The 23,305-nt window shown below is 61.6% G+C and carries 20 protein-coding genes and 1 pseudogene; 8 read left to right on the top strand and 13 right to left on the bottom strand.

The genetic code is table 11. The features are described 5' to 3' along the window. Positions 1-140 precede the first annotated feature (140 nt). Positions 141-1,046: a LysR substrate-binding domain-containing protein gene (locus ACMGE0_RS31280; RefSeq protein ID WP_436819773.1), complete on the bottom strand. Its 906-nt coding sequence runs from the start codon at positions 1,044-1,046 to the stop codon at positions 141-143. A gap of 462 nt (positions 1,047-1,508) precedes the next feature. Here ACMGE0_RS31280 and ACMGE0_RS31275 point away from each other — a divergent pair, with 462 nt between their 5' ends. Further along, positions 1,509-2,222: a winged helix-turn-helix transcriptional regulator gene (locus ACMGE0_RS31275; RefSeq protein ID WP_436819772.1), complete on the top strand. Its 714-nt coding sequence runs from the start codon at positions 1,509-1,511 to the stop codon at positions 2,220-2,222. A 332-nt stretch (positions 2,223-2,554) separates the two neighbouring features. On the opposite strand, the gene ACMGE0_RS31270 is transcribed toward ACMGE0_RS31275, so the two are convergent. The 3 genes from ACMGE0_RS31270 to ACMGE0_RS31260 are packed head-to-tail and all read right to left on the bottom strand — an operon-like array spanning position 2,555 to position 5,735. Further along, on the bottom strand, positions 2,555-3,769 hold the full coding sequence (locus ACMGE0_RS31270; RefSeq protein WP_436819771.1) for an ATP-grasp domain-containing protein: 1,215 nt from the start codon (positions 3,767-3,769) through the stop codon (positions 2,555-2,557). Between the two features lie 47 nt (positions 3,770-3,816). Continuing rightward, complete coding sequence (locus ACMGE0_RS31265) at positions 3,817-4,863, bottom strand: cysteine synthase family protein (protein WP_436819770.1); 1,047 nt, start codon at positions 4,861-4,863, stop codon at positions 3,817-3,819. Between the two features lie 14 nt (positions 4,864-4,877). Continuing rightward, positions 4,878-5,735 (bottom strand): GHMP family kinase ATP-binding protein, encoded by an 858-nt coding sequence (locus tag ACMGE0_RS31260; protein ID WP_436819769.1) that lies wholly within the window; start codon positions 5,733-5,735, stop codon positions 4,878-4,880. Positions 5,736-6,812: 1,077 nt separating this feature from the next. Here ACMGE0_RS31260 and ACMGE0_RS31255 point away from each other — a divergent pair. Further along, positions 6,813-7,109, top strand: coding sequence for a DUF982 domain-containing protein (locus ACMGE0_RS31255; RefSeq protein WP_436819768.1), 297 nt, complete (start codon positions 6,813-6,815; stop codon positions 7,107-7,109). Positions 7,110-7,155: 46 nt separating this feature from the next. On the opposite strand, the gene ACMGE0_RS31250 is transcribed toward ACMGE0_RS31255, so the two are convergent. From ACMGE0_RS31250 to ACMGE0_RS31215, 8 genes are all read right to left on the bottom strand, one after another. Beyond that, a complete protein-coding gene (locus ACMGE0_RS31250; RefSeq protein ID WP_436819767.1) occupies positions 7,156-7,311 on the bottom strand; it encodes a hypothetical protein in 156 nt (51 codons plus the stop codon). Between the two features lie 130 nt (positions 7,312-7,441). After that, positions 7,442-8,164, bottom strand: a complete 723-nt coding sequence (locus ACMGE0_RS31245) for a class II aldolase/adducin family protein (protein WP_436819766.1) — start codon at positions 8,162-8,164, stop codon at positions 7,442-7,444. An 8-nt stretch (positions 8,165-8,172) separates the two neighbouring features. Beyond that, positions 8,173-9,645 carry an aldehyde dehydrogenase family protein gene (locus tag ACMGE0_RS31240; RefSeq protein WP_436819765.1) on the bottom strand — a complete coding sequence of 491 codons (1,473 nt, stop codon included), beginning with the start codon at positions 9,643-9,645 and terminating at the stop codon, positions 8,173-8,175. Then, positions 9,642-10,454, bottom strand: a complete 813-nt coding sequence (locus ACMGE0_RS31235) for an ABC transporter permease (protein WP_436819764.1) — start codon at positions 10,452-10,454, stop codon at positions 9,642-9,644. The genes ACMGE0_RS31240 and ACMGE0_RS31235 overlap by 4 nt, the downstream gene beginning before the upstream one ends. After that, positions 10,436-11,200, bottom strand: a complete 765-nt coding sequence (locus tag ACMGE0_RS31230; RefSeq protein ID WP_436819763.1) for an ABC transporter permease — start codon at positions 11,198-11,200, stop codon at positions 10,436-10,438. Before ACMGE0_RS31230 ends, ACMGE0_RS31235 begins: the two co-directional genes overlap by 19 nt. 1 nt (position 11,201) lies before the next feature. Further along, on the bottom strand, positions 11,202-12,056 hold the full coding sequence (locus ACMGE0_RS31225; protein WP_436819762.1) for an ABC transporter ATP-binding protein: 855 nt from the start codon (positions 12,054-12,056) through the stop codon (positions 11,202-11,204). 4 nt (positions 12,057-12,060) lie between these two features. After that, positions 12,061-13,869, bottom strand: a complete 1,809-nt coding sequence (locus ACMGE0_RS31220; RefSeq protein WP_436819761.1) for a thiamine pyrophosphate-binding protein — start codon at positions 13,867-13,869, stop codon at positions 12,061-12,063. Positions 13,870-13,981: 112 nt separating this feature from the next. After that, positions 13,982-14,917, bottom strand: a complete 936-nt coding sequence (locus tag ACMGE0_RS31215; RefSeq protein WP_436819760.1) for a LysR family transcriptional regulator — start codon at positions 14,915-14,917, stop codon at positions 13,982-13,984. 130 nt (positions 14,918-15,047) lie between these two features. On the opposite strand from ACMGE0_RS31215, the gene ACMGE0_RS31210 reads away from it, so the two are divergent. The 6 genes from ACMGE0_RS31210 to ACMGE0_RS31185 all read left to right on the top strand — a co-directional run bounded on the left by ACMGE0_RS31210 (position 15,048) and on the right by ACMGE0_RS31185 (position 22,703). Further along, on the top strand, positions 15,048-16,061 hold the full coding sequence (locus ACMGE0_RS31210; protein ID WP_436819759.1) for an amidohydrolase family protein: 1,014 nt from the start codon (positions 15,048-15,050) through the stop codon (positions 16,059-16,061). Positions 16,062-16,063: 2 nt separating this feature from the next. Next, on the top strand, positions 16,064-17,722 hold the full coding sequence (locus ACMGE0_RS31205; RefSeq protein WP_436819792.1) for an FAD-dependent monooxygenase: 1,659 nt from the start codon (positions 16,064-16,066) through the stop codon (positions 17,720-17,722). 21 nt (positions 17,723-17,743) lie between these two features. Next, positions 17,744-18,700, top strand: a complete 957-nt coding sequence (locus ACMGE0_RS31200) for an ABC transporter substrate-binding protein (protein ID WP_436819758.1) — start codon at positions 17,744-17,746, stop codon at positions 18,698-18,700. A gap of 80 nt (positions 18,701-18,780) precedes the next feature. Next, complete coding sequence (locus ACMGE0_RS31195) at positions 18,781-19,827, top strand: Bug family tripartite tricarboxylate transporter substrate binding protein (RefSeq protein ID WP_436819757.1); 1,047 nt, start codon at positions 18,781-18,783, stop codon at positions 19,825-19,827. 55 nt (positions 19,828-19,882) lie between these two features. Then, complete coding sequence (locus ACMGE0_RS31190; protein WP_436819756.1) at positions 19,883-20,605, top strand: class II aldolase/adducin family protein; 723 nt, start codon at positions 19,883-19,885, stop codon at positions 20,603-20,605. A 58-nt stretch (positions 20,606-20,663) separates the two neighbouring features. Beyond that, positions 20,664-22,703, top strand: coding sequence for a tripartite tricarboxylate transporter permease (locus ACMGE0_RS31185; RefSeq protein WP_436819755.1), 2,040 nt, complete (start codon positions 20,664-20,666; stop codon positions 22,701-22,703). A 94-nt stretch (positions 22,704-22,797) separates the two neighbouring features. On the opposite strand, the pseudogene ACMGE0_RS31180 reads toward ACMGE0_RS31185, so the two are convergent. Further along, a pseudogene (locus tag ACMGE0_RS31180) lies at positions 22,798-23,305 on the bottom strand (hypothetical protein); the annotation flags it as partial.

The following is a 23,305-nucleotide window of genomic DNA, read 5'->3' as shown; positions in this document are numbered from 1 at the left end:
CCTCGCGCCTCTTCGGCCATGTTCGCGCCCACCGGCTCGCGCGAAACCCGTCAGCGCAGCATGGTATCGCGAACATCGCATGGCACGTCGTGGAGCCATCCAGGTCGCGGCAGGTCGGATTCCTTGCGGCGGGATGTCAGCTAGATCGCCTCGAACTGGCTGATCGCCGTGTCCCGCTCCTCCGTCAAGACAGAGAGGAACTTGCGGGCCACGGCCGATTGCGGCCGCATGCTGGGCCTGACCATGACGTAATCGATTTTCACGACGGGCCGAAAGCGGCGCATGACCAGCCCGTGGCTCGCGAAATCGGCCGCGGCAAACGGGCTGATCACCGAGACACCCGCGCCGCTCACGACGAAGTTGCAAACAGTCGCGGCGAATTGCGTCTCGATATGCGGTCGCAATTCACGACCGGTATTCTCGAAGATCTGCTCGATTTGCCGCCGCGTGATATCGTCCTTGACGAGCGCGATGAATGGAAGGCCAGCGATATCAGCTGGCGCGATCTCTGATTTCGCGGAGAGAGGATGGCCCGAAGGCAGGACGCAGACACCATCGACGCGGGCGAAACGCTCCGATCGCTCATCGCAATCGCTGGCCGGGCCGGGCAGGAAGCCGATATCGAACTCCTGCGTCGCCGTCACGCCTCGCACGGAACCGGCGCTGCGGACTTGCAGCGAGACGTCGACGTTCGGATACTGTTTCGAGAACCGGCTGATCACCCGTGGCAGAAAACCGAAGCCAAGTGCCGGCAAGGACGTGATCCGCAGATTGCCGGTATTGAAGTTGCTTATGGTATCGGCGATGTGGCGCAGGTTCTCGAGGCCCACGAATGCCCGCTTGACCTCCTCATAAAACGCCATGCCTTCAGGGGTCGGTTGCAGGCCGCGCCCGACGCGGCTGAAAAGCTTCAGTTTCGAAACCCGCTCGAGCCGCTCGATCTGCCGGCTGACGGCGGGCTGCGATAGATTGAGCAGTTCGGCGCCCGCCGTGATGCTACCGGCACGCATCACCGCCTGAAAGACCTCAATCTGTCGCAAATTCATGACCCACACCCAGGGATCGGGGCGGGGGCAGGGTAGCCAACTGATGCAGCGGCATCTCGCGCGACGTGGCGGCACCGAGGCGCCTCACGGCGTCCGATGCGGGCGAGAACGGAAATCATCAAAATAGCGCCAGCCAAGGGGAACCCCGAAACCGTCCGGCGCGGGCTTGGCGACCTGCCATCTCGGTCCGGACGTTACCTGCAGGTGAAAGGCGCGGTCGTATCTTCGCGCGGTCCCTTGTCGAGAAAAGCATGTGATTTATGCCAGAAGACGAATCGTCGGGCAACCCCGTGTGGGGGGTGTCGGCACGGCTAAAAAGAACCCGCCCTTTACGCTGTCAGTCCCAAAGAGCGGGCAGATCCTGAAGGACGCTAGTATTTTTGTGAGTTGACGGGATGCATCCCGGCTTTTCAAACTTCCACCCGGTGAAGAATTCCGAACAAGGTGCTCTGAGGCTGGTGCATGAAGCCTGTGGTCGTGGTCTGGTCCGGCGATGCGGAATTTCATCTCCTCGCGAACCATATTCTCATGGCGGACGGTTTCCAGACCCTTGTGGCGGAGGGATTGGAGGAGGCGCTTCAACTCGCGCGAGAGCGACAGCCATTCGCCATCGTGATGGATTGCCGAGTTGACAATTCCCTGACTGCGGTCGAGATCTGCGGTCGGCTGAAAGGCGACGTGGACACCGCCGGGACGTTGGCGGTCGCGGTGATCAGCCAGGGCGCCGAGAAGCACTATCTCGAACTGCTCAAGGCGGGCATCGATGAAAGCTGCATGCGGCCGGTCGCGCCTTCGCGGCTGCTGGAGTTCCTTCGGTCGAGGCTTCAACGCGGCCCCTCCGGGGCCAAAGGGCTTGTGGACGGCACAGTCCTTCGCTACGAGGGCATAGAGATGAATCTCGCCACGATACGGGTTCGGCGCAATGGCAGGGAAATCCGCCTGGCCCCAATCGAGTTCAAGCTTCTCAAGCTTTTGCTGGAAAGGCCGGAGCAGGTGGTCAGCCGCGACGAACTGATCGCCGCGGCATGGCCATCCACGCACTATGTCGAAGGTCGAACGGTCGACGTCCATATGGGGCGTCTGCGCAGACTTCTGATGGACCGAAACGACGCCGACGTGGTCCGCACGGTTCGGGGGATCGGTTATGCCCTAGATGCGAAAAGGAACGGAGGCTGAAGCTGATATGCACTCCCGCCGCCCGCCGCACCTGCATTGGATCGGGGCGTTCGAGCGTTCCTCGAAGGGTTTGAAACCTCACCGGAACGGGGAGCATCCGCAATCATGCCCGGCCGGGCCTGCGCATGATCGGATTTGAACGTCGTGTCACCGTCGCGTTCCTTGTCGAGTCTATCGAAGTCGTGATTTTGCGTGCTCTCTATGCGGGACAGCAGTTCGAGGCCGGCGGAGAATGAATTCGCTGGTGCCGGGTTTGGTGGTATAACCTTCTTGCCGAATACAACCCTAAACACGAGCGGGTGTTGTCATTGTCACTCCTGCGCTTGACGATCTCATCGATCGCGACGCTCCGCGATCCTCGCGTCGAGCAGCGCCAGCGCCTGTTCAAGCGCGGTGATGGTGTGGTCGCTTCGGGGCGTCGCCGCGATCACGTGCGCGATCCGATCGCGAAAGTCGCCGCGCCGTAGGATTGGCGAGCCTTCCGGTGCATGGATCTCGACCTCGATAATCCCCTCCACCGCTCGGGCTCGAGCAGGATCGCAATGCCAGCGCAGCACGCCATCCCGGTCAGGATTGAGGAAGCGGATGCCCGCGCATTGATTTGCCCGTGCCGTCAGGTTGACAGGGCGGCCGAGGGCAAGCTTGATCGTTTCCTCCACCAGGTCGATACCGTATGCCAGCTTGACCAGCTCGGGAATGAAGTCGCCCGCCAACCTGGGGTTGATCTCGATGATGACGGGCCCTTTCGGCCCAAGGCGGAATTCGCTATGCGCGGGACCCCAATGCAGGCCGAGTGCATCGATCGCGGTCATGACGGCAAAGGTGACTTGCTTCTTCACCCGCGCCGGCAGACGCGCGGGGAAGTCGTGACCCACCTCGACGAAGAACGGCCGCGGACCGAGATGTTTCGCGGTGATGCCGATAACGATCCGTCCCACCGTTTCGATAGAGAATTCCGGTCCGTCGATATATTCCTCGACAAGGACGCCGGGCGACGAGGCGAAGTCCGCGGCCCGCAGCAGGTGGGACGTTTGCGCGCGAACCTCGGAAAGGTTCTCGCAGAGCCGAACTCCCATGCTGCCGCTTCCCACAACGGGTTTGACGATGACCGGCAAACCGACGGCCGCGGCGAATTCCGCCGCATCTCGGGGGGTGGTCACGGATTTGTAGCTGGGAGTGGCAAGGCCTGCCGCCTTCAATTGCGTTCGCTGTTCGAACTTGTTCTGGCAGCGAGAGATGGCGTCCGGATCTGCGCCGGCAAGTCCGAAAACGCGGCAAGCGCCCGCGGCGACCGCCGCATAGGCCCCGGAACTCGACAATATCGCCTCGACCTCAAAGGTCCTCCGCAGTCTGCCGCAAACCTCCGCGACAGCCTCGATGCTGCGCGTGTTCGCGAACACGGTGACGACATCGCTTGGATCCAGATCTCGGTATTTGCCGGCATCCTCGCTGAGGAGGACCGGCAAGCAGCCGAGCCGCTTGGCGGCGGCATGGAACAGACGGCCGGTCGTGCTGCTTTCGATCATGACCACGGCTTTCTGCCGCATCCTGGTCTCCCTTCTTCCTTGAGCCTCGCGGGCAGGTGCCTCCTTCGTCAAATCGTTGGAAGGGGATCATCGAGCACCTCGGAAAGGCTTCGCCGGCGCCAGGAATACCTGGCCCAGTTCGTCATCTTGACCGTGGGGCCCGGGACCGTGGTCGGCTCTTCCATGCGCGTCCCGTTCCAGCCGGGGATGCTGGATTCGACCCAGGCCTCGTCATGGACAGTGTCGGCGTAGCGGTGCCCTTCGTCGGGAAAAATCGCGACGACCGTTTTGCCGGGATTGCTGTCGCTCCACCATCGCGCCACGCGGAACGCCGCGCCGCTCGTCGGGCCCATGAACAGACCATGCCTTTTGTGCAGATCATGGGTCGACGCCATGATCTCCGACGCTGAAAGCCAGTGAATTTCGTCGAACTGGGTGTGATCGACATTGGCCGGAACGATGCCTCCGCCAAGGCCACTCACCTTGCGTGGGCCGATGGGCTGACCGAACAGAACGCTGTTATGGGTGTCGATCCCGATGACCGTGAGATCGGGGAACAGCATGCGCAGATAACGTGCTGTCCCGCACATGGATCCGCCAGAGCCGACGGTCCCGACGAGGCAGTCAATCGGGCCAACGGCGTCGATGAGGCATGCGGCGACTTTTGAATAGGAGACCGGGTTGTCCTCATTATGGTATTGTGCCGGCCAATAACTGCCGGGTCTCTGCCGCAGATGTTCTTGAAGCCGCTCCAGGCGCGCCAGCTGAAATCCGCCGGTCGGGTGTGGCGCTTCGACGATGTCGAGCTCCACGCCGAGTTGGAGAAGGCGGCGCCTCAGGTTGCGGTCGAGGGCCCAGTCGCCGACAATCAGGAGCCGGTAGCCGTTCTGGACCGAAAGCATCGCCAGCGCGAGGGCGAAGGTTCCGGACGAGGACTCGCAGATCGTCCCGCCAGGCGCGAGCTGTCCCCGCTCCACCGCCCGCTCGAGCATGAAGCGCGCCGGCAGGAGTTTCATGAGGAAGAAGCAGGCGCCGAACAAATGTCCGCCAAGCGGCACCATCCGTGGTTCCTCGAAATTCTCGAGATTGCGCAGTCGAACGCGTTCGAACATCATCTCCCCATGGTCGCTCAAGTCTTGAAGCTGCGCTGACCGAAGCCGAGCGCGTCGATTGCCTTCGTCGCTAGATGCATGTTCTCGGGCGCGCGATCGTCCTGCGGGTCGAAAAGAAGGCCGGCCATTGTCCCGCTATGGGCGACTTGCAGGCCGCAGGCGTCATGCCGCCTCGCGATCGTCTGGAGCTCGCGCAACCCAGGTTTCGGCAGGAAGCGCTCGTTGATCAGCGCGCTTGCCGTCGCGACCCGTCCAAGCGAGCGGACGTCACCGGAATCGATGGCCTTCCGCAACAGGCTGCGCATAGGTCGGAACATTTCCACTTCGGCGTGGTGGTACGGCGCGGGCTGAAATTCAACGGTCGAAACGGTGCTTTGAGGCGCGGTGTCGACGCTGAGGATGTCGAGCGATGGCAGGGGCTTGCGAAAAGCTTCCAGGACGATGCCGTCGCGCTGCGCGAACAGAACGGCTTGTTGCCGGAAGAGCGTGGAGTCGCATGCCGTTTCGGCGTCAACGGCAATCCGCATGATGCGTTCCGCCGTGGGAAAGACCTGCAAGTAGTCCAGGACCGCCTGGATGCTCGCGAGAACATCGGCGGTGGACGAACCCATGCCGCGTCCGACGGGTATGTCGGTGACCAGGTGAATATGCCCGCCGGTTCTGACATGGGCGAAGGCCGCCAACGCGAGATCGGCGGCACGCCTGGCTTTCTCGCGGCCTGCCGGCGAGACGGTGATTTCGGCTCGATCATTCGGGGTGAAGGTCGCGAGCGACGTCAGCGTGGGGCAGGGCAGTGACACGAGTCCCCGGCGAAGCTGTCCGTCGATATGCTCAAACACACCCTGCAGAAGCTCGCCGTGGTGAGCCATCGCCATGCCTGCTCCGAGTTTCCCTGACATTCGCGCCTCCTCCCGATGTGGGGCGTCGATCACGCGTTGTGGATCGGATCGGAGGAGAGCTTTCCAGACAGGCAGCGGGATCTCAACGAAAGCAGTCATAAATATGGGCAAATATTTGCACATGGCCGATCAGGTCTCCTGCACGCCCTTCGCGCTTACGTCGCACAATATTCACCTTCCGGAGTGATCGGGCCAACTGTCGTTCGCGAGGATATCTTCGTCGCGCCCGGATTCGCCACGGCACCAAGAACGTCGCCTTCATAGGGGCGGCGCAGGAAACAGCCGGTCATCGCCCAGCGCATGTCTTCCACGAGCGATCTCAACCGTACACGCAGACGCGATCGCGTCCGGTCCGCTTGGCTTCGTAAAGCGCTCGGGTCTGCGCGCGCGATGAGATCCAAGAAAAGACAAGCGGAATCCAATACAAGATGCGTTCTGCTACGTTGCCGCAGCTGAGGGTGCAATCGGCACGCCGCTCCCAGGCAAATCAGCCTATCCCGAAGTTCAGAAGATAGATGCGCACAGTCAACTGACGGTCGACATAGTAGAGGTAGGTGATCCCACCCACGATCAGCAGAATGAAGAGGGCATATTCCCACCAGCGCAAATGTTGCCCGGATCGTCGCAGCAGGCCATCATCACATAAGGTAAGGACACTTGATGTGTACAGCAGTGCCGATACCACAGCATTGAGGGCCGTGCCGCCGGGAATCCCGAGGATCTGAGACGCGCTTCCAAGACAAAACAGCAGGATGGATGCGCCGTAAAAAGAAGATGGCGCCGCTCAGGGTCTCTCGTCCAGATAAGGACGTAGATCGCTGCAAAACCACAAGAATGGCGAGGCCGATCAGGGCGAGGGGATTTGATGGAGCACAGTCGCTCCGCACCGTGCATTGCTTCGATCTTGCGAACAAGTATGCGATTGCCCTACCCAGGGCGGCGACATCCGGGTTTGTGTCTCTTGAATGAGAAAACGAGACGCCACACATCATTAAACGGCGCTGCCTCGCAGCGTTTTCCTTGTTGATCACCAACGTTTTCAGTGAGGTAGAAATGATCCCGAAGTTGTTCGACCGACCGGTTTATCTCAAAGAGCGGAAAGACCTTGTCCGCGAGATAACCACCCTCGACGATGCTATCGACTTTCTTGAGGATTGGCCCGAGGGCGACCGAGACCTCATCCACGAGGTCACGCTCAAAACCTGCTATATGGCCCACCATAAGCCGCTTAACGTAGCGCGAGACGCGTTGCGCGCTTTCGGAAGGAAGAAGGGCATCCTCGTGAAGGCACCGGCCGTCCAGCCGTGGATGATCGGGCGCTCGACTGGCGGCGGTCGCATATCTGCTTGAGCCTCTCCTGCGGACTATGTCCCCGACGAGAGGGCGTGGCCTTTCCTCACAGCCCCAGATTTCCTTCATAATTTGAGGCGCCCGGAGGAATTTTCACCATCGGCAACAGCATCCAATCCAAAGCCTCGGTTTGATCAGGACTTGACTCGGCTGCCGGTCCTTGATCGCTGCGCTGATCAAGGACCGGCAGTTCTTCCGCCATCAGCTGGAGCTTGCGGAGATCTCCGCAGCAAGGGCTTCTCTCGCTGCTGGCGACCGATCTACGAGCGCCGATAACCTCAAACCCCCTGCGGCATACCAAAAATCCTGCGTCGGGTTGGCACCACCTCATTTCAGCCTCGTGCTTCTTGGGCGCGCCATTTCCAATAATCCCAGGCGCGGCCGTAGCCTTCTCCGGGAAGGGCGTTTTCCAGCCGCGAATTGATCGTGTCGATCTCTCCCGCGGTAAGATAGGTGATGTCCCCCAGGGCGATCGCCTTCATCTGGAGGTTTGCGTTCGCCTCGAGATAAACCGCGTTGTAGACGGCGCCGCGCACGGACGTTCCGACGACCGTGGACCCGTGGCCTCTCATGAGAACCGCTCGGTCCTTCCCGAGGACCTTGGCAAGATCGTCCCCCATTGCGACGCTGGACACAAGCAGGTTGGTGTCCCCGAATGAGAGTTGTGCATCCCAGACGTTCACTTCATGACCAATACAGGCGCAACTGTGGACGACCGGCCGAAGGCGCGTCTTGGTAATACTGAAGGGGACGACCGAACGACTGTGGCTGTGTACCACGGCGTGTACGTCAGGTCTGGTCTTGTAGATGCTGCCATGAATAAACCGCTCAAGATAGGGTTTGCGCGTGTCGTCATTCAACGGCGTGCCGTCGAGTGAAAACGTCATGATGTCCTCAGCCGTGATCAGTTCCGGTGACCGCGCCCGCGACAGGAGATACGCGTTCGGATCTTCGGGATGACGGGCGCTGATATGCCCGAAGGCGTCGACGACGCCTTCATTGGCGAGGATGTGATTGGCAGTGACGATGTCGTCGATAAGCTCGCTGAGGGACATGGGGATGCTCACGCTGCCGGCGTTTCAGAATGGTATTTGATGTGGACGTGCTTGATCTGCGTGTAATCAAGCAATTCCTCGATGCTTTCCTCGCGGCCCAGCCCGGACTGTTTGTAGCCGCCGAACGGGGCCCCGATGAAATGCTTGGTGGTTTCGTTCACCCAGACGAATCCCGCTTCCACGACGGAAATCATCCGGTGGGCACGGTGCAGATCGTTGGTCCAGATCGAGCAGGTAAGGCCGTATTCAACCGAATTGACATCACGGACGAGCTGCTGTTCGTCGCTCCATCGAAAGACGGAAAGCACTGGGCCGAAGATTTCCTCGCGCGCGATCGTCATGGAAAGATCGACGTCGGCGAAGATGGTCGGCTCGATGAAGCAGCCGTCTTTCAGCAGCGGATCGTCGGGATGTTTGCCGCCGGCGATCAGCCGCGCACCTTCGCGGCGGGCGATCTCGATATAATTCATCACCCGGTCGTACTGGCGCCGGTCGATCAACGACCCCATCATCGTCTCGGGTCTGGTCGGCAGGCCAGGGCGCACGTCGGCGACACGTCGTTTAAGGTGCGCCAGCACATCCTCGTAGATCGCCTCATGGATGAAGGCGCGGCTGGTGGACCCGCAGGATTGCCCGGCCCAGGTGAAGTTCATGCCGCCGACCATGGCAGAGGCGACGGCAGCCGGATCGGCATCGTCGAAGGCGATCAGAGCGTTCTTGCCGCCGAGTTCCAGCTGGACGGACCGGATGCGCTCGGCGGCGGCGCGCAGCACCGCTCTTCCCGTCGGTAAGCTGCCGGTCAGCGCGATCTTGGCGATGTCCGGATGGCTCGTCAGCCTTGCGCCCGCTTCGCCGCCGCCGGCAACGATGTTGAGCACGCCGGGCGGCAGGATATCGGCGACGATCTCGGCAAAACGCAGGGCGGAAAGCGGCGCCTGTTCCGGCGGCTTAACCACCACCGTGTTGCCGGCCGCGAGCGGTGCTGCGGATTTCGAGGCGCAGAACAGGATCGGATGGTTGAACGGGATGATGCGGGCGACGACCCCCCAGGGCTCGCGGATCGTATAGTTCAGCGAACCCGGATCGCGGGGGATGCTATGGCCCTTGATCTCGGTGACAAGGCCAGCGAAATAGTCGATCTGTGCTGCGGCGGAGAAGACGTCCTGCCGGACGAGCCGCAGCGGATTGCCACCGTCTTCCGCCTCGATCAAGGCCAGTTCGTCGGCATGATCGCGAAGTGCCTGGGCGATCCTTTTGAGAAGCTGACCGCGTTCCAGGAGCGGCGTCCGGCTCCAGCCGCGGAAGGCCGCTTTGGCCGCTGCGACAGCCGCATCGACCGCTTGAGGGCCGGCATGCAGGATATCAGCGATCTTTTCTCCGGTCGCCGGGCTGAAGACAGAAACCGTCTGCGCATCTTTCGGGCGCTGCCAGGTTCCATTGTAGAAGATGCCTTTGGACGGCGAAGGGGCCATGTCATTCATGCGAGCGATCCCAGATTGTCGGAGCTGTTCGACCGGCTCCACCGCTCGATCAGCATGTTGAGCAGCACTGCGATGGAAACGACGACGATGATTAGCGCGTACATGGTTGGCATATCGAAGCGGTTGTAGGACTGGATCACCATGAAGCCGAGGCCCTTGTTGGAAAGCTTGGTCTCGGCGAGCAGTGTTCCGATGATTGCGACCCCGAGGCCAAGACGAATGCCGGTGATCATCGGCACGCGCATGGCCGGCATCAGGATCTTGAACACCATGTGCCGGCGGCTGGCCGAAAAGCTTTTCCCGACGCGGATCAGCACCGGATTGATCTCGCGCATGCCGGCGAGCGTCGAAAGGGTGATGGGGAAGAAGCAGGAAATGGCGCCCATGGCGATCTTCGAGCCGGAGCCGACGCCGTAAAGCATGATCAGCACCGAGAAGAAGATGATCTTCGGCGTCGGGCCGAAGTAGTAGATATAGGGCTCGTAGGTGCGCGCCAGGAATGGATTGGCTCCGAGTATGAGGCCGACTGCGATTCCGAAAACGCTGCCGATCGCCATCGCGGCAGCGATCTCGCCGGCCGTCACCATGAGATGTGTGTAAAACGCGCTGCCCGACAGAAGCTTGACGAGCGCGACGAAGAGCGTCGCGATCGACGGGACGACGTCCTTGAAGAACAGCCCCGAATGGCTGGCGCCTTCCCACACTGCGAGGGTCACGAGAATGATCGCAATGCGGATCGCCAGGACCTTCGTCCCTTCGGTTGCGAGCAGCCCGCTTCGGACCTCGAGGCCTATCTTTGCGTGAGCCATTTCTCGATCCATTCCGTAAGCGTGAAGGCAAGCATGCTGACGGCGATCACAAAGATGATCGCCGCATAGGTGCCGGCGAGGTCGTAACGTTCGGCCAGTTCGTTAATCAGCTGTCCGAGCCCGCCGAAATTGATCAGGAACTCCACCCCGACGATCTTTACCAAGGCGAAGATCAGCCCGAGACGGATGCCGACGAAGATGCTGGGGATCGCCGACGGCACCATGATGCGCCAGAAGATCTGCCGGTGCGTCATGCTGTAGGCACGCCCGACATTGATGAGCACCTTGCGCGTTGCGGCAAGGCCGTCGACCGTCTTCAGCACCACCGGCGGAAGACTGCCGATGACCGCGAGCGCCACGATGGCGCCGGCATTGCGGCCGAAGAGCACGAGGAAAAGCGGGTAGGCGAGCACGATCGGGGCAGCCGCGAGCGCACTGAACCAGCTTTCCGTCGCCTTGCGGACGAGGAGGCTGCGCTGCAGCGACACGCCGAGCGGCACACCGATCGCGACGATCAGCGTGAGCGATGCGAGCGTCTCGCCGGCCGTAATCAGGAAACGCTGGAAGACGGCTTCCTCGCGGATGATCCTCGGGATCGCCGCGAAAACATCCGATGGATAAGGCATAATGTGCGGATTGAGGATTTCCATCCGCAACAGGAATTCCGTCACGGGGATGGCCGCCGCCAGCGAGACGACGCCGGTTGCCAAGGGCAGAAAACGGTCGGAGCGGAGGAGCGAGGCCATGTTATCGCCTCGCGCTTTCCGCATCCGACATGCCGCGCGTCGCCTCCTCGCGAAGGTCGGCCCAGATCTCGGCGACGTACCGCCCGAAGGCCTCGCTGCCGACGATATCGGCATTGCGCGGCCGGTCGAGCTTGATGTCGAGAATCCGTTTAACCCGCCCGGGGCGGTAGGTCATGATCAGGATGCGGTCGGAAAGCTGCACCGCTTCGCTCAAGTTGTGGGTGATGAGCAGCGTCGTCTGTTTTAGCCGCTGCTGGATCTCCATCACCTTTTCGCCGAGCAGCAGCTTCGTCTGTTCGTCGAGCGCTGCGAAAGGTTCGTCCATCAGGAGAATGCGCGGTTCGTAGGCCAGCGTGCGGGCAATCGCTACGCGCTGCCTCATGCCGCCGGAGAGCTGGGCCGGCATGTGCTTTTCGAAGCCGGAGAGCCCAACCATGTCGATGAAGTGACGCGCCCGGTCGAGGCGTTCGCTGTTCGCCATGCCTTTGAGCTCCAGCGGAAAGGCGACGTTATCGATAACGTTGCGCCAGGGGAAGGTCGATTCCTCCTGGAAGACCATGCCGATCGCTTCATGCGATCCGGCAATCCGCGATCCGTCCACCTTGACTTCACCCTCATAGTGGCCGAGCAGGCCGCCGATGATGTTGAACAGGGTCGATTTGCCGCATCCGGACGGGCCGATGACCGTGAAGACCTCGCCCGGCCGCACTGAGAAGGAAACATCGCTCACCGCGGTGACGCTCCGCTCTGCGAGATCGAACTTCATCGATACCCGCTCAACGGTCAGGAGGGGTTCAGGTTCTGGCTTGGGGACTTCGTTCAAATCGGTCCGGCTCATGGATGCTGCAACCTTCATGTCATCAATCCTTCGAGGCTGGACTGGATTGTGTCGAATTCGCTGCCGCGCCGCCTTCGTAGCCAGGCGCCACGTGCACATCGACCACGGCGACGCCGCCGGCCTCCACCGCCGCGATGGCCTGTCTCAGGACGTCCTCGAGCAGGTCTCGGTCGGTGACCGGGCCGAAGCCCTTCGCGCCCTGGCTTTTGGCGAAGGCGGAAAGGTCGATCGGGGGATCGGCAAGGCGCTGTCCGATCCAGCGATTTTCCGCCGGACGGGCGCGGGTGCGGGCGACCCGCTCCTGATGGAGCTCGTCATTGTAATAGGACTGGTTGTTGGCGATCACGATCAGCAGCGGCAGCTCGTAGTGGACCGCCGTCCAGACAGCGGTTCCGCCCATCAGGAAGTCGCCGTCGCCTAAAATGGCGATAGGCAGGCGGCCAGTTCCTTTCAGCGCCAGGGCGCCGCCGACCGCCATGCCGGGCCCGCTTGCCAACCCGCCGCCGCCGTCGCTGCCGAGATAGTCGAGTGGATGCCGGAACGCCCAGGCCTGCGGATCCCAGGAGAGCGGCAGGCGGATGAGGCATGCATCGCGCTCGCCGACGGCAGCTCTCAGTGTTCTGCCGAGTTCCGACACGCCGATCTGCGGGCCGGCCGACAGAGTAAAAGCCGGTTCGCTCCGCTTGGGAACCGGCTTTCGCGCCGGCAATTCCCGCTGCAGCAGGGCTTCGACGAAAAGATCCGGCGCACAGGCCACATGCAGATCGACGGGGGCGAGCGCCTGATGGTCCAGGCTCCAGCCGTTGTGGATCGTATGGTCGAGGCTGGCATGCACCACATGGGCGCTTGCCGCCTTGCCATAGCCGAGCGCGGCCGAGAGCGTGCCGGCAAGATCGACCCATTCGAAGGCGATGATGATATCGGCGGATTTGATCGCTTCGGCAAGTTCGGGATTCATGAACTTGAACGGCGTCGCCATGTGCAGGCAGTGATCGGTCGGGAAGGCGGCGCCGACCTTGAGATCGGTCGCGACCCTCGCACCGACCCGCTCAGCAAGTTCGATGCGGTTGGCCCAGTCCCCCTCGCTGCGGGAGAAACGCCCCATGAGGAAGAGGACATTTTTCGCATTTCTCAGCCGCGCGGCCGTGTCACGCACAGCCTGAAGGGAAGGACCGTGATCGACGGGGGAACGGTAGCGCAAGGTCTCGAAATCCGTCAGCGGCGCATCGAGCGGGGCTTCCTGCATTTCGCTGTCGAGATTGACATAGACCGGCCCCTTCGGGAGCGTTTCGGCAATGCCGGCGGCGCGTACCAGCGCCTCGCGGGCAGCACCCGCCGACGCCGGCTGATCGTCCCATTTGAGGAAAGGACGCACGAGGGCCCCCTGGTCGCGCGAGGTGTGGATCCAGTCGATCCAGGGACGGCGCCGCATCGCATCGACCGGCCCGGTGGCGCCGATGACCAGCACCGGTTCGCGATCGCACCAGGCATTGTAGATCGCCATGCTGGCATGCATGAGGCCGATATTGGCATGCACTGCGGCGGCCATCAGCCGGCCCGTGACCTTCGCATAGCCGTGCGCGATGGCGATCGCATGTTCCTCGTGAAGGCAGACCAGAAGCTGCGGCTCCCGGTTGCCGAGATGGTTCACGAGGCTGTCATGCAGGCCGCGAAAGCTCGATCCCGGCGTGAGTGCCACGAATTCGATGTTCAATGCGCGGATCGTCTCGGCGATAACGTCGCTTCCGTATCGACGGTTATCGGCTGGCCAGCGCACCGGTTGCTCGATGGCAATGGCGGCTTGCTGGCCCGACAGGGCGACATTCTCCAAAATTCCTCCTCGCGCCGGCTTTTGGCCAGCGTCCTCATTCCTCTTCTGGGAACCTATGGGGGGATCGAAGCGGCGGCAAATACAGAATTTTTTCAGAGGCTATAGAAGAAACTTATAGCTCCGTCCCGACCTCGACCGGCTCCCATCCGAGGTCGCCCCGCTTGATCCGCTGGGCGACCGTGGTCTTGATCGAGCGAAGCAGGTAGGAGCTGAAGGAATCCGGCAGGCCGGCGCGAATTGCGAGCTTCATGTTGCGGACGATCACCGGATTGGTGATCACTCGGGCTCGCACGCGGTTCAGCTGGATCTCGTCGAGGAACAGTCCGTAGGGGGCGACCGTGCAGCGGCGGTGATGGACGATCATCTCCCGCTTCAGGTTGATCGGCTCCAGGTCGATGATATCCGGCTGCGGCAGCTGCTTGGCGAGAATGATCTGGTCGAAGACCTGGCGGATCGTCTGAAAGCGGTTGTCGAGCAGCAGCGGCAGTTTGACAAGCTCGTCGAAATCGATCGGGTCGGAAGAGGCGCCGATCAGTTCCTCGACGCCGATTCCCATCAGCGGTTCCCGGTAGAGCGGCACGAGACGGATCCGTTCGGTGGAGGGCGGATCGTAGCAGAAGGCGAGATCCAGGTGGCCGGACATGACCTCGCTCAAGAGCTCGTTGCTCATGCCTTGTCGCAGCGTCACGTGAAGGCGGGTCTCCTCTGAGACGAGCTTCAGCAGTTCCGGCGCCAGCGCGCGGCCGGATGTCGGCGTCACGCCGATCGTGATGTCGCCGACCAGCTGGTTGCGAAAGGCGTCCATCGCCGTCCGGGCGCGTTCGACGGCTGCGAGAATATCCTCCGCATGGTCAAGCAGTGCCTTGCCGGATTCAGTCATCGTCACGCCGCGTGCGCCGCGCAGCAGGAGTTCGGTGCCGAGCGCATCTTCGAGCTGCTTGATCTGATAGCCGACGGCCGGCTGGGAAATGTGCAGGACCCGCGAGGCTGCCACGAAGCTTCCCGACAAAGCAACGGCCCGAAAATACTTTAACTGTCTGAGATCCAACCTCGCCTCCCTCGATCTGCCCCGACCGCAAGCTATAGATGATTTTTATACCTTGCTACAAAAAACGGTATTTGTGCGAGGCGTAAGTCAGCTCCTACGATCGGCGCATCCTTCAAATGGGAATATATTCATGCGCTATATCGATGCTTTCAACCACTTCTTTCCGAAACAGCTATGGGACAAGATGTTGTCCTCGGGAGGGAATGCCAAAGACATCGGCAAGAGAATGCGCGGCGTGCCCGCCATCTACGACATCGACGAGCGGCTGCGCGTCGTCGACCGCTTCGATGACTACACCCAGGTCCTCTCGCTCGGCATGCCGCCGCTGGAATCGCTCGGCACGCCCACCGAGATCACCGAATATGCCAAGCTCGGCAATGACGGCCTTGCAGACCTCGTCGCCCGCTATCCGGAACGTTTCGTAGGCTTCCTGGCCTCACTGCCGATGAACGATCCGGATGCTTCGGTGCACGAAGCCGAAAGAGCTTTCGGACTTGGAGCAAACGGGCTTCAGATCCACACCAACGTCAACGGCGCGCCACTCGATGAAGAGCGCTTTTTCCCGATTTTCGAGACGGCGGCGAAACATGGCAGGCCGGTCTTCCTCCATCCCTCCCGCGCTTCCGACATGCCGGACTACAAGACGGAGGACAAGTCGCGATACGAGATCTGGTGGACCTTCGGCTGGCCTTATGAAACCAGTGCCGCCATGGCCCGCCTGGTCTTCTCCGGGCTCTTGGATCGTCTTCCGGAACTCAAGGTGCTCGCCCATCATCTGGGTGCCATGGTTCCTTATTTCGAAGGTCGTGTCGGCCCCGGCTGGGACCAGCTCGGCAAGCGCACGTCGGACGAGGATCTGACCGAAGTGCTGAAGCGGCTGAAGAAGCGCCCCTTCGACTATTTCAAGGAGTTCTATGCGGATACCGCGGTGTTCGGCTCGCGGCCGGCAACCCTTTGCGGGCTCGATTTCTACGGCGCCGACCGCGTCCTCTTCGCGTCCGACTGCCCATTCGATCCGGAAAAAGGGCCTGGCTATATCCGCGATACGATCGCCGTCCTGGAATCGATCGACATGACGCAGGAGGACCGCGAGAAGATCAGCTTCCGCAACGCGCAATCCCTGTTCGGGCTGGAAAGGGCGTGACCATGGCCGACGTCGATGTTTTGATCGTCGGGGCAGGGCCGGTCGGACTGACGCTCGCGCTCGACCTCGGCCGCAAGGGCATTTCCGCCATGCTGACGGAGCAGAAGGACGCGCCGCAGTTCCTGCCGAAGATGGAGCGTTGCAACGCCCGGACCATGGAGATCTATCGCCGCCTCGGTGTCTCGGAGAAGATCAGGGCGGCGGGTTTTCCCTCCGACATGCCGATGGATGTCTTCGTCGTGAGGACCATGGTCGAGGAGCCGCTGCTGCATCTGCCCTATCCGTCGGTGGATGAGGCGCGCGCCAGGATCAATGCCGCCAATGACGGCTCGGAGCCGCTCGAACCCTATCAGCTCGTGTCGCAATATACGCTCGAACCGCTCCTCAAGGAGGTGGTCGAAGGCCTGCCGAGCATCGATGTCTCCTATGGCCACAGATTGATCGATTTCACCCAGGATAAGGATAAGGTGACCGCCCGTTTCGCCCGCAGCGACGGCAGCGAAGTCAGCGTCACCGCGAAATACGTGGTCGGCTGCGATGGCGGCGGCAGCACTGTGCGCAAGCAGCTCGGCTTCAAACTGGAAGGCGAGAGCAACCTCCTGGAGCTCTGGCAGGCGCTTTACCGGTCCGACGACCTGTTCGAGAAGATCCCGATCGCCAAGGGCCGGCACTATCACGTGGCTGACGACAAGGCGACCTTCCTGATCGTCCAGGACGACCTGAAGCACTTCACGTTGCATTCGGTAGTGGAAACGCCCCAGGACATGAAGGCGATGTTCGAAAAGGTCGTCGCCATGCCGGTCAAATACGAGATGCTTTATGCGGGAAAATGGCGGCAGAACCTGATGCTTGCCGACCGCTACCGCGACCGCCGCGTCTTCCTGGCCGGCGATGCGGCGCATCTCGTCATCCCGACCGGCGGGCTGGGCATGAATACCGGCGTGGGCGACGCGATCGACCTTTCCTGGAAGCTCGCCGCGACGCTGCAGGGCTGGGGGGGCGAAGATCTCCTCGACAGCTACGAGGTCGAACGGCGCCAGATCGGCGCCCACAATGTCGCCGCTTCCCGCTTCGCCTCGCAGGGCCGGCGGAAATGGCGCTCCCAGTACCGGCCGGAAATGTACGAGAACACCTTGGAGGGGATCGCTCTCAAGAAGGAGTTCATCGAGATCGCCGATCGCGAGCAGCGCAAGACCAACGAGATGATCGGCGCGGAACTGGGTTACCGCTATGCGGACTCCGCGATCATCGCGGAGGAGGACGGTTTGCCGCCGAAGCACGATTACATGACCTACCGGCCGACGACCTGGCCGGGCGCGCGCCTGCCGCATGTCTGGCTTGCCGATGGAACGCCGGTCCAGGACCGGATCGGCAGCGGCTATACGCTGCTGCGGCTGGATGGGAACGAGACGGCGGGGGCGTCCTTCGTCAACGCGATGCGAAATCTCGGTGCTCCGATCGAGATACTGGACATCGACGATGTTACCGCCAAGAACGTCTATGGACGCAACTACCTCGTTCTTCGGCCGGATATGCACGTCGCCTGGCGCGGCGATGCCTTCCCCGGAGATGTGGAGGCGCTTGCGGCCATGATTACCGGCAACGGTGCGGCGGGCAGCGCGCAGGCTCATCCGCCCCACGGCCGGGCCATCAATAGCTGAACATGGATAGGGAGGAATGACATGTTTGCGATCGGCAGATTTACCGGATTGATATTGTCCCTCGCGATCAGCGGTCTGACCGGCCATGCCCTGGCCGCCGACAAGATGATCGTCGCCGTCGGCAACCAGGGCAATTGGGAAAATTCCATTCCCGAACTCGGCCAGAAACAGGGAATCTTCGCAAAGCACGGCCTGAACGTCGAGGTGCTCTACACCCAGGGCGGCGCGGAATCGCAGCAGGCGGTGATCTCGCGGAGTGTCGATCTCGGCGCCGGCATCGGCCCGGCCGGCGCGATGGCGGCGTTCGCACAAGGCGCGCCGATCCGCATCATCGGCTCGTCGCTGACCGGACCGAACGACCAGTTCTGGTATGCGCGCGCCGATTCCCCGATCAAGAAGCCGGAGGACATGGCCGGCAAGACGGTATCCTATTCGACCTCCGGCTCCTCGACGAACAGCGTCGTGCTCGCCTTCAAGCAGCGCTACAGGATCGATTTCAAGGAGACCAAGACCGGTGCCGCGGCCGCGACCTTCACCCAGGTCATGTCCGGACAGGTCGATGTCGGCTGGGCGTCGCCGCCTTTCGGCCTGGAAGAGATCGATAGCGGCCGCATCCGCGTCGTCGCAAGGGCGAGCGACATCCCCGAATTCCAGAACCAGACGGTGCGCGTGCTGATCGCCAATCCCGATGTGATGAAGGAGCGGACCGACGTCTTCAAGCGCTTCTTCGCCGCCTATCGCGAAACGGTCGACTGGATGTATTCGGATCCGGAAGCGCTGAAGCTCTACGCCCAGATCGCTGGCGTTTCGCCGGGCATGGCAAAACGCATTCGCGATGAATTCCGCGAGAAGAAGACCATCGAACCGGCCCAGTTCAGCGGTGCCGACGACATCATGAAGGACGCGGTCAAGTTCGGCTACATGAAGACCGCGCTTTCCAAGGAAGAGCTGGAAAAGCTCGTGGTGCTGCAGAAGTAGGAAACCGATGTCTGGATGAATGGGTTTGCGGACTCCTGAGGAGAAGGCCCGCATCCTCTGAGCGCAAAGGGAGGAAGGAAATGGGAATTTATTCGAGGCTCGGCGGCGCCGTCTTGGCGGCCGCAATTGCCTTCGGCGGCACCATGACGATGCCGCCGAAGGCCGTCGCCGACGAGGCGGCAATCGCGGAATTCTACCGCGGCAAGGCGATGGACCTCATCATCGGTTACTCGCCGGGCGGCGGCTACGATCAATATGCCCGCCTGGTCGGGCGTTTTCTCGGCAAGCACATCCCCGGCAATCCGTCCATCGTGCCCCGTAACTTACCGGGCGCGTCCAGCCGCACGGCGGCTGCCTTTCTTTATGCTAAAGCGCCGCAGGACGGCACGGTGATCGGCACCGCCGACCAGTCGCTGGCGCTTGCGCAGGTGATGGGCGACACCGCGCTCCGGGACATCGACACCGGCAAATTCGGCTACGTGGGCAGTCCGACGATGGAGAACAACATCGTCATCACCTGGCACAAGTCTCAGGTGACCGACGTCGAGAAGGCGCGCGAGATCGCCGTGCCGATCGGGGCGACCGGAGGTTCGACGTCGTCGCAATATCCGCTGATCATGAATAATCTTCTCGGCACCAAGTTCGAGATCATCATGGGATATCCCGGCGGTAACGACATCAACATGGCGATGGAAAACGGCGAAGTGGATGGCCGCGGCAGCGTCAACTGGGGATCGGTCAAGCCACTCGGCTGGGTCGAGAAGAAGATGATCAACATCCTCGTCCAGGTGGGCTTGCAGCGGGAGAAGGAATTGCCGAACGTGCCGCTGCTGATGGATCTTGCGGCCAACGACGAGGACAAGCAGATGCTGCGCCTGATCTCGGCGCCCACCACCATCGGTCGTCCGATCTTCAGCACGCCCAATGTACCGCCGGAACGTCTGGATGCGCTACGCAAGGCTTTTGACGCCATGGTCAAGGATCCGGAGTTCCTGGCTGCGGCTCAGAAGGAAGGACTTTTAATCGAACCGATCAGCGGCAAGCAACTGGAGCAGATCGTCGCTGAGATCGTCGGCACACCGAAGGAAGTCGGCACAAAGCTCGCGAAACTGATCGGGGTCCAATAGCAACCTGCCCCGAACGAAGAATGGTTACGCCGCCATTGTGGGAGGAGAGCGTCGTATGAGTGACAAAGCAAGACTTGCGCAGGAGATTGCCACTGCGACCCGCCTGCTCGTGCAGGAGGAGATCATCGATTACAGCGGTCATATCTCGTCGCGCATCCCCGGCTCGCCGAACATCCTCATCCAGACGGCGACGCATTCTCGTGCGGAGCTTGCGCCCGACCACATCCTCGTCGTCGATCCTGCCGGAAACGTCGTCGGCGGGGAGGGCAAGGCTCCGCTCGAAGTGGTGCTGCATACGGAAATCCTGCGCGCCCGGCCGGAGGTGAACGCAGTGCTGCACAGCCATCCGGAAAAGGCGATCGCCTTCACGATGATGAAGGACACGCCGCTCGCCATCATGCGGGCGCGTGCCTTCGTCTTCGCGAGCGGCATACCGATTCATCCCGACCCCCGGCTGATACGGCGGGTCGAGCAGGGAAGGGAGCTCGCCAGCACGCTGGGGCGGCATAACGCAGCTTTGATTCGCGCGCACGGCATCGTCCTGGTCGCGGAATCCATACCGGCGCTCTTCGTCGATGCGATCCATTTCCGGGAAAATCTCGATATCAACATGATGGTCCTCCAGGCCGGCCGCGAGCCCGATCCGCTGACGGAAGACGAGATCGCTGCAATCGACAGCCCGCGCGAATTCCACATCGACAAGCTGTGGAACTACTACATTCGGCGAGCAGTGGCTTCGGGTCTCATCCCGCCGGAATGGAAATCCAGCCTGTCCTGACAACCGGTTCCGCACTCGAGGGGACCTCCAGCGAAACGGAAATGCTATGGAAGCGAACATGTTGCCGGCCGCCGTGGAAGCTTTGGCGGTGCTAATGGATCCTATGCGCCTGCTGCTGTTGGCGGGCGGTGTCCTGATGGGCCTGTTTCTCGGCATTGTTCCGGGAATCGGCGGCTTGGCGGGCATGGCTCTCCTGCTGCCGTTCACCTACACCATGGACCCTTACAGCGCCTTTGCCATGCTGCTCGGCATGGCAGCAGTCACCGGCACGAGCGACACGATCCCGGCCGTGCTTTTTGCCGTGCCGGGTTCGGCGGGCGCCCAGGCGACTGTTATGGATGGAAATCCGATGGCGAAGCGCGGCCAGGCCGGTCGTGCGCTCAGCGCCGCCTACACCTCGTCGCTGATTGGCGGTCTCTTCGGAGCGCTCATCCTGGCTCTCTGCATTCCCGTGCTGCGGCCGCTCATGCTGCATTTGGGCTCGCCAGAACTGTTGGCCCTGTCGATCTTCGGCATTTCAATGGTCGCCGTCCTCTCGGGCTCCGCACCGCTGAGAGGTCTGATCGCGGCGGGCTTCGGCATCATGCTGTCGATGATCGGCTCCGACCCGCAGACCGGCACCCTGCGCTGGACGATGGACACGCTCTATCTGTGGGAAGGCCTGCCGGTCGTACCTGTCGTGCTTGGGCTTTTCGCGTTGCCGGAACTGGCGGACCTCGCCATCAAGCGACAGGCGATTGCCTCCAGCTCGAGTTTCGACGTTCGCTCCGGCATGCTGCAGGGTATGAAGGATGCTTTGCGAAACTGGTGGCTCGTTCTGCGCTGCGGCGCAATCGGCGCGGCCATCGGCGCAATACCGGGCCTCGGCGCGTCGGTCGTCGACTGGATCGCCTACGGACATGCGATGCAGACAGTGAAGGGTGGCAACCAAACCTTCGGCAAGGGCGACGTGCGCGGGGTGATCGCGCCAGAATCCGCCAACAATGCGATCACCGCCGGCTCGCTGGTGCCGACGATCGCGTTCGGCGTGCCGGGTTCCGCCTCGATGGCCATCCTGCTCGGCGTGTTCCTGATCCACGGGCTGATACCCGGCCCGGACATGCTCACCAAGAATCTCAGCATCACCTATTCGATGATCTGGTCGATAGCGATCGCAAACATCCTGGGGGCGGGCATCTGCTTTGTCTTCAGCGGTCAACTGGCGAAGATCGCGCTGCTCAGATACACGGTCATCCTGCCGGGCGTCATCACCTTCGTCTTCATCGGCGCCTACCAGGCCACGCGCGACTGGGGCGATCTCTACACGCTGATCCTGTTAGCCATTCTTGGGTGGATCATGAAGTTCCTCAAATGGCCGCGTCCGCCCCTCATCCTGGGTTTCGTGCTCGGCGCGCTGATCGAACGCTACATGTTCATCACCGCCACGCGTTATGGCTACGGCTGGTTTTCGAGGCCGATCGTCCTTATTTTCCTGGTGCTTTCCATCCTACTGGTCCTGAAACCGGTTTTTCAGCACTGGCGCTCCATGGGGGGATGGAAAGGCATTGCGGCCAATTTCGGCAAGCCCGAACTCCATTTCTCCGACCTATTGCACGTGTTCGTCATCGCCGTTCTGGCCGTAATGCTCGTTCCGGCCGTGGTTTGGCCGTTCGGAGCGAGCGTGGGACCGCTCGCCGTGGGTGGTTTCAGTCTTTTCTTGGCGGTGACCAGTCTTCTCAATCAAGTTTTTTCCCGAGCCATTATCACGAGCCGGCAGGAGAGGGGAGAGTTGCAATCCCATACGATCCACATGGACATGCAGGTCAGCTACGATGACATGTCAGGGAGAGAACTTGCGGTCAGGGTCTCCACGTTCTTCTTCTATCTCGTCCTTTTCCTTGCTTTGATAGGAGCGGTCGGCTTCATCCTGACGATTCCGATTTTCACCGCCCTTTACATGTGGCTCGAGGGACGTGAGAACTGGAAGCCCATTCTGGGGCAGGCTGTCGGCATGATTGCGCTGATTTATATCGTCTTCGATACGATGCTTCACATTCCCTGGCCCGCCACATTGCTCGGACAGCTCTTTCCGGCGTTGCGGATGATTCCGGCGGTCTGATCGGGATGGTAGCCGATCAGACCGACCGAGAGCTCCCTGTTCATGATCGAATGGCATTCAAGCCCAGCACTGCGTCGACGGTGTTAGGCTCGGCTTAACAAGGGAGAGGGCGGCCTACAAACTCAGACGTGCTATGTTCTCCCACGAGCGCGGCGAAGGCCAAAGCCACGCTGAGGGCCTGCCATTGCGGCTTGTTCCTCTCAGCGAGGTTCGTGGAAGGTAGCGAGCGACGCTCTGGTCTCACCAGCGACGTGACCGCAGCTTCCATCGCCTTGAACCCGGCCCGCATCTCGGATTCCATGTCGGGCCGGCGCCGGCCTAGATTGGTCACCTGCTCGCCGAGCTTGGCGGTAACGGCATCCGTATGAACGCGGTGGTCGTTTCCGTTCGCCATGTCATCGTTCCCTGCCATCAGTCCCCATGCTTTCATACGCATATGCGAGCAATCGAACGCGCCGCAGTTCAGCAGAACCACGACGCGATAGTGACCAGCACGAAGGCCCCCCGAAACAGAACATCGCGAACGGGGTGTGAAGGAAGCGCATGCGGTACCTCGACCTTGTGGGCGGAACAAATCGCTGCTTCGAGAGATCGGATAGATC

Source organism: Neorhizobium descurainiae (assembly GCF_051400715.1).
In the GTDB taxonomy this organism is placed as follows: Bacteria; Pseudomonadota; Alphaproteobacteria; order Rhizobiales; family Rhizobiaceae; genus Neorhizobium.
Note: the sequence above shows the minus strand (reverse complement) of the source record. Positions and strands in the feature narration are given on the sequence as shown.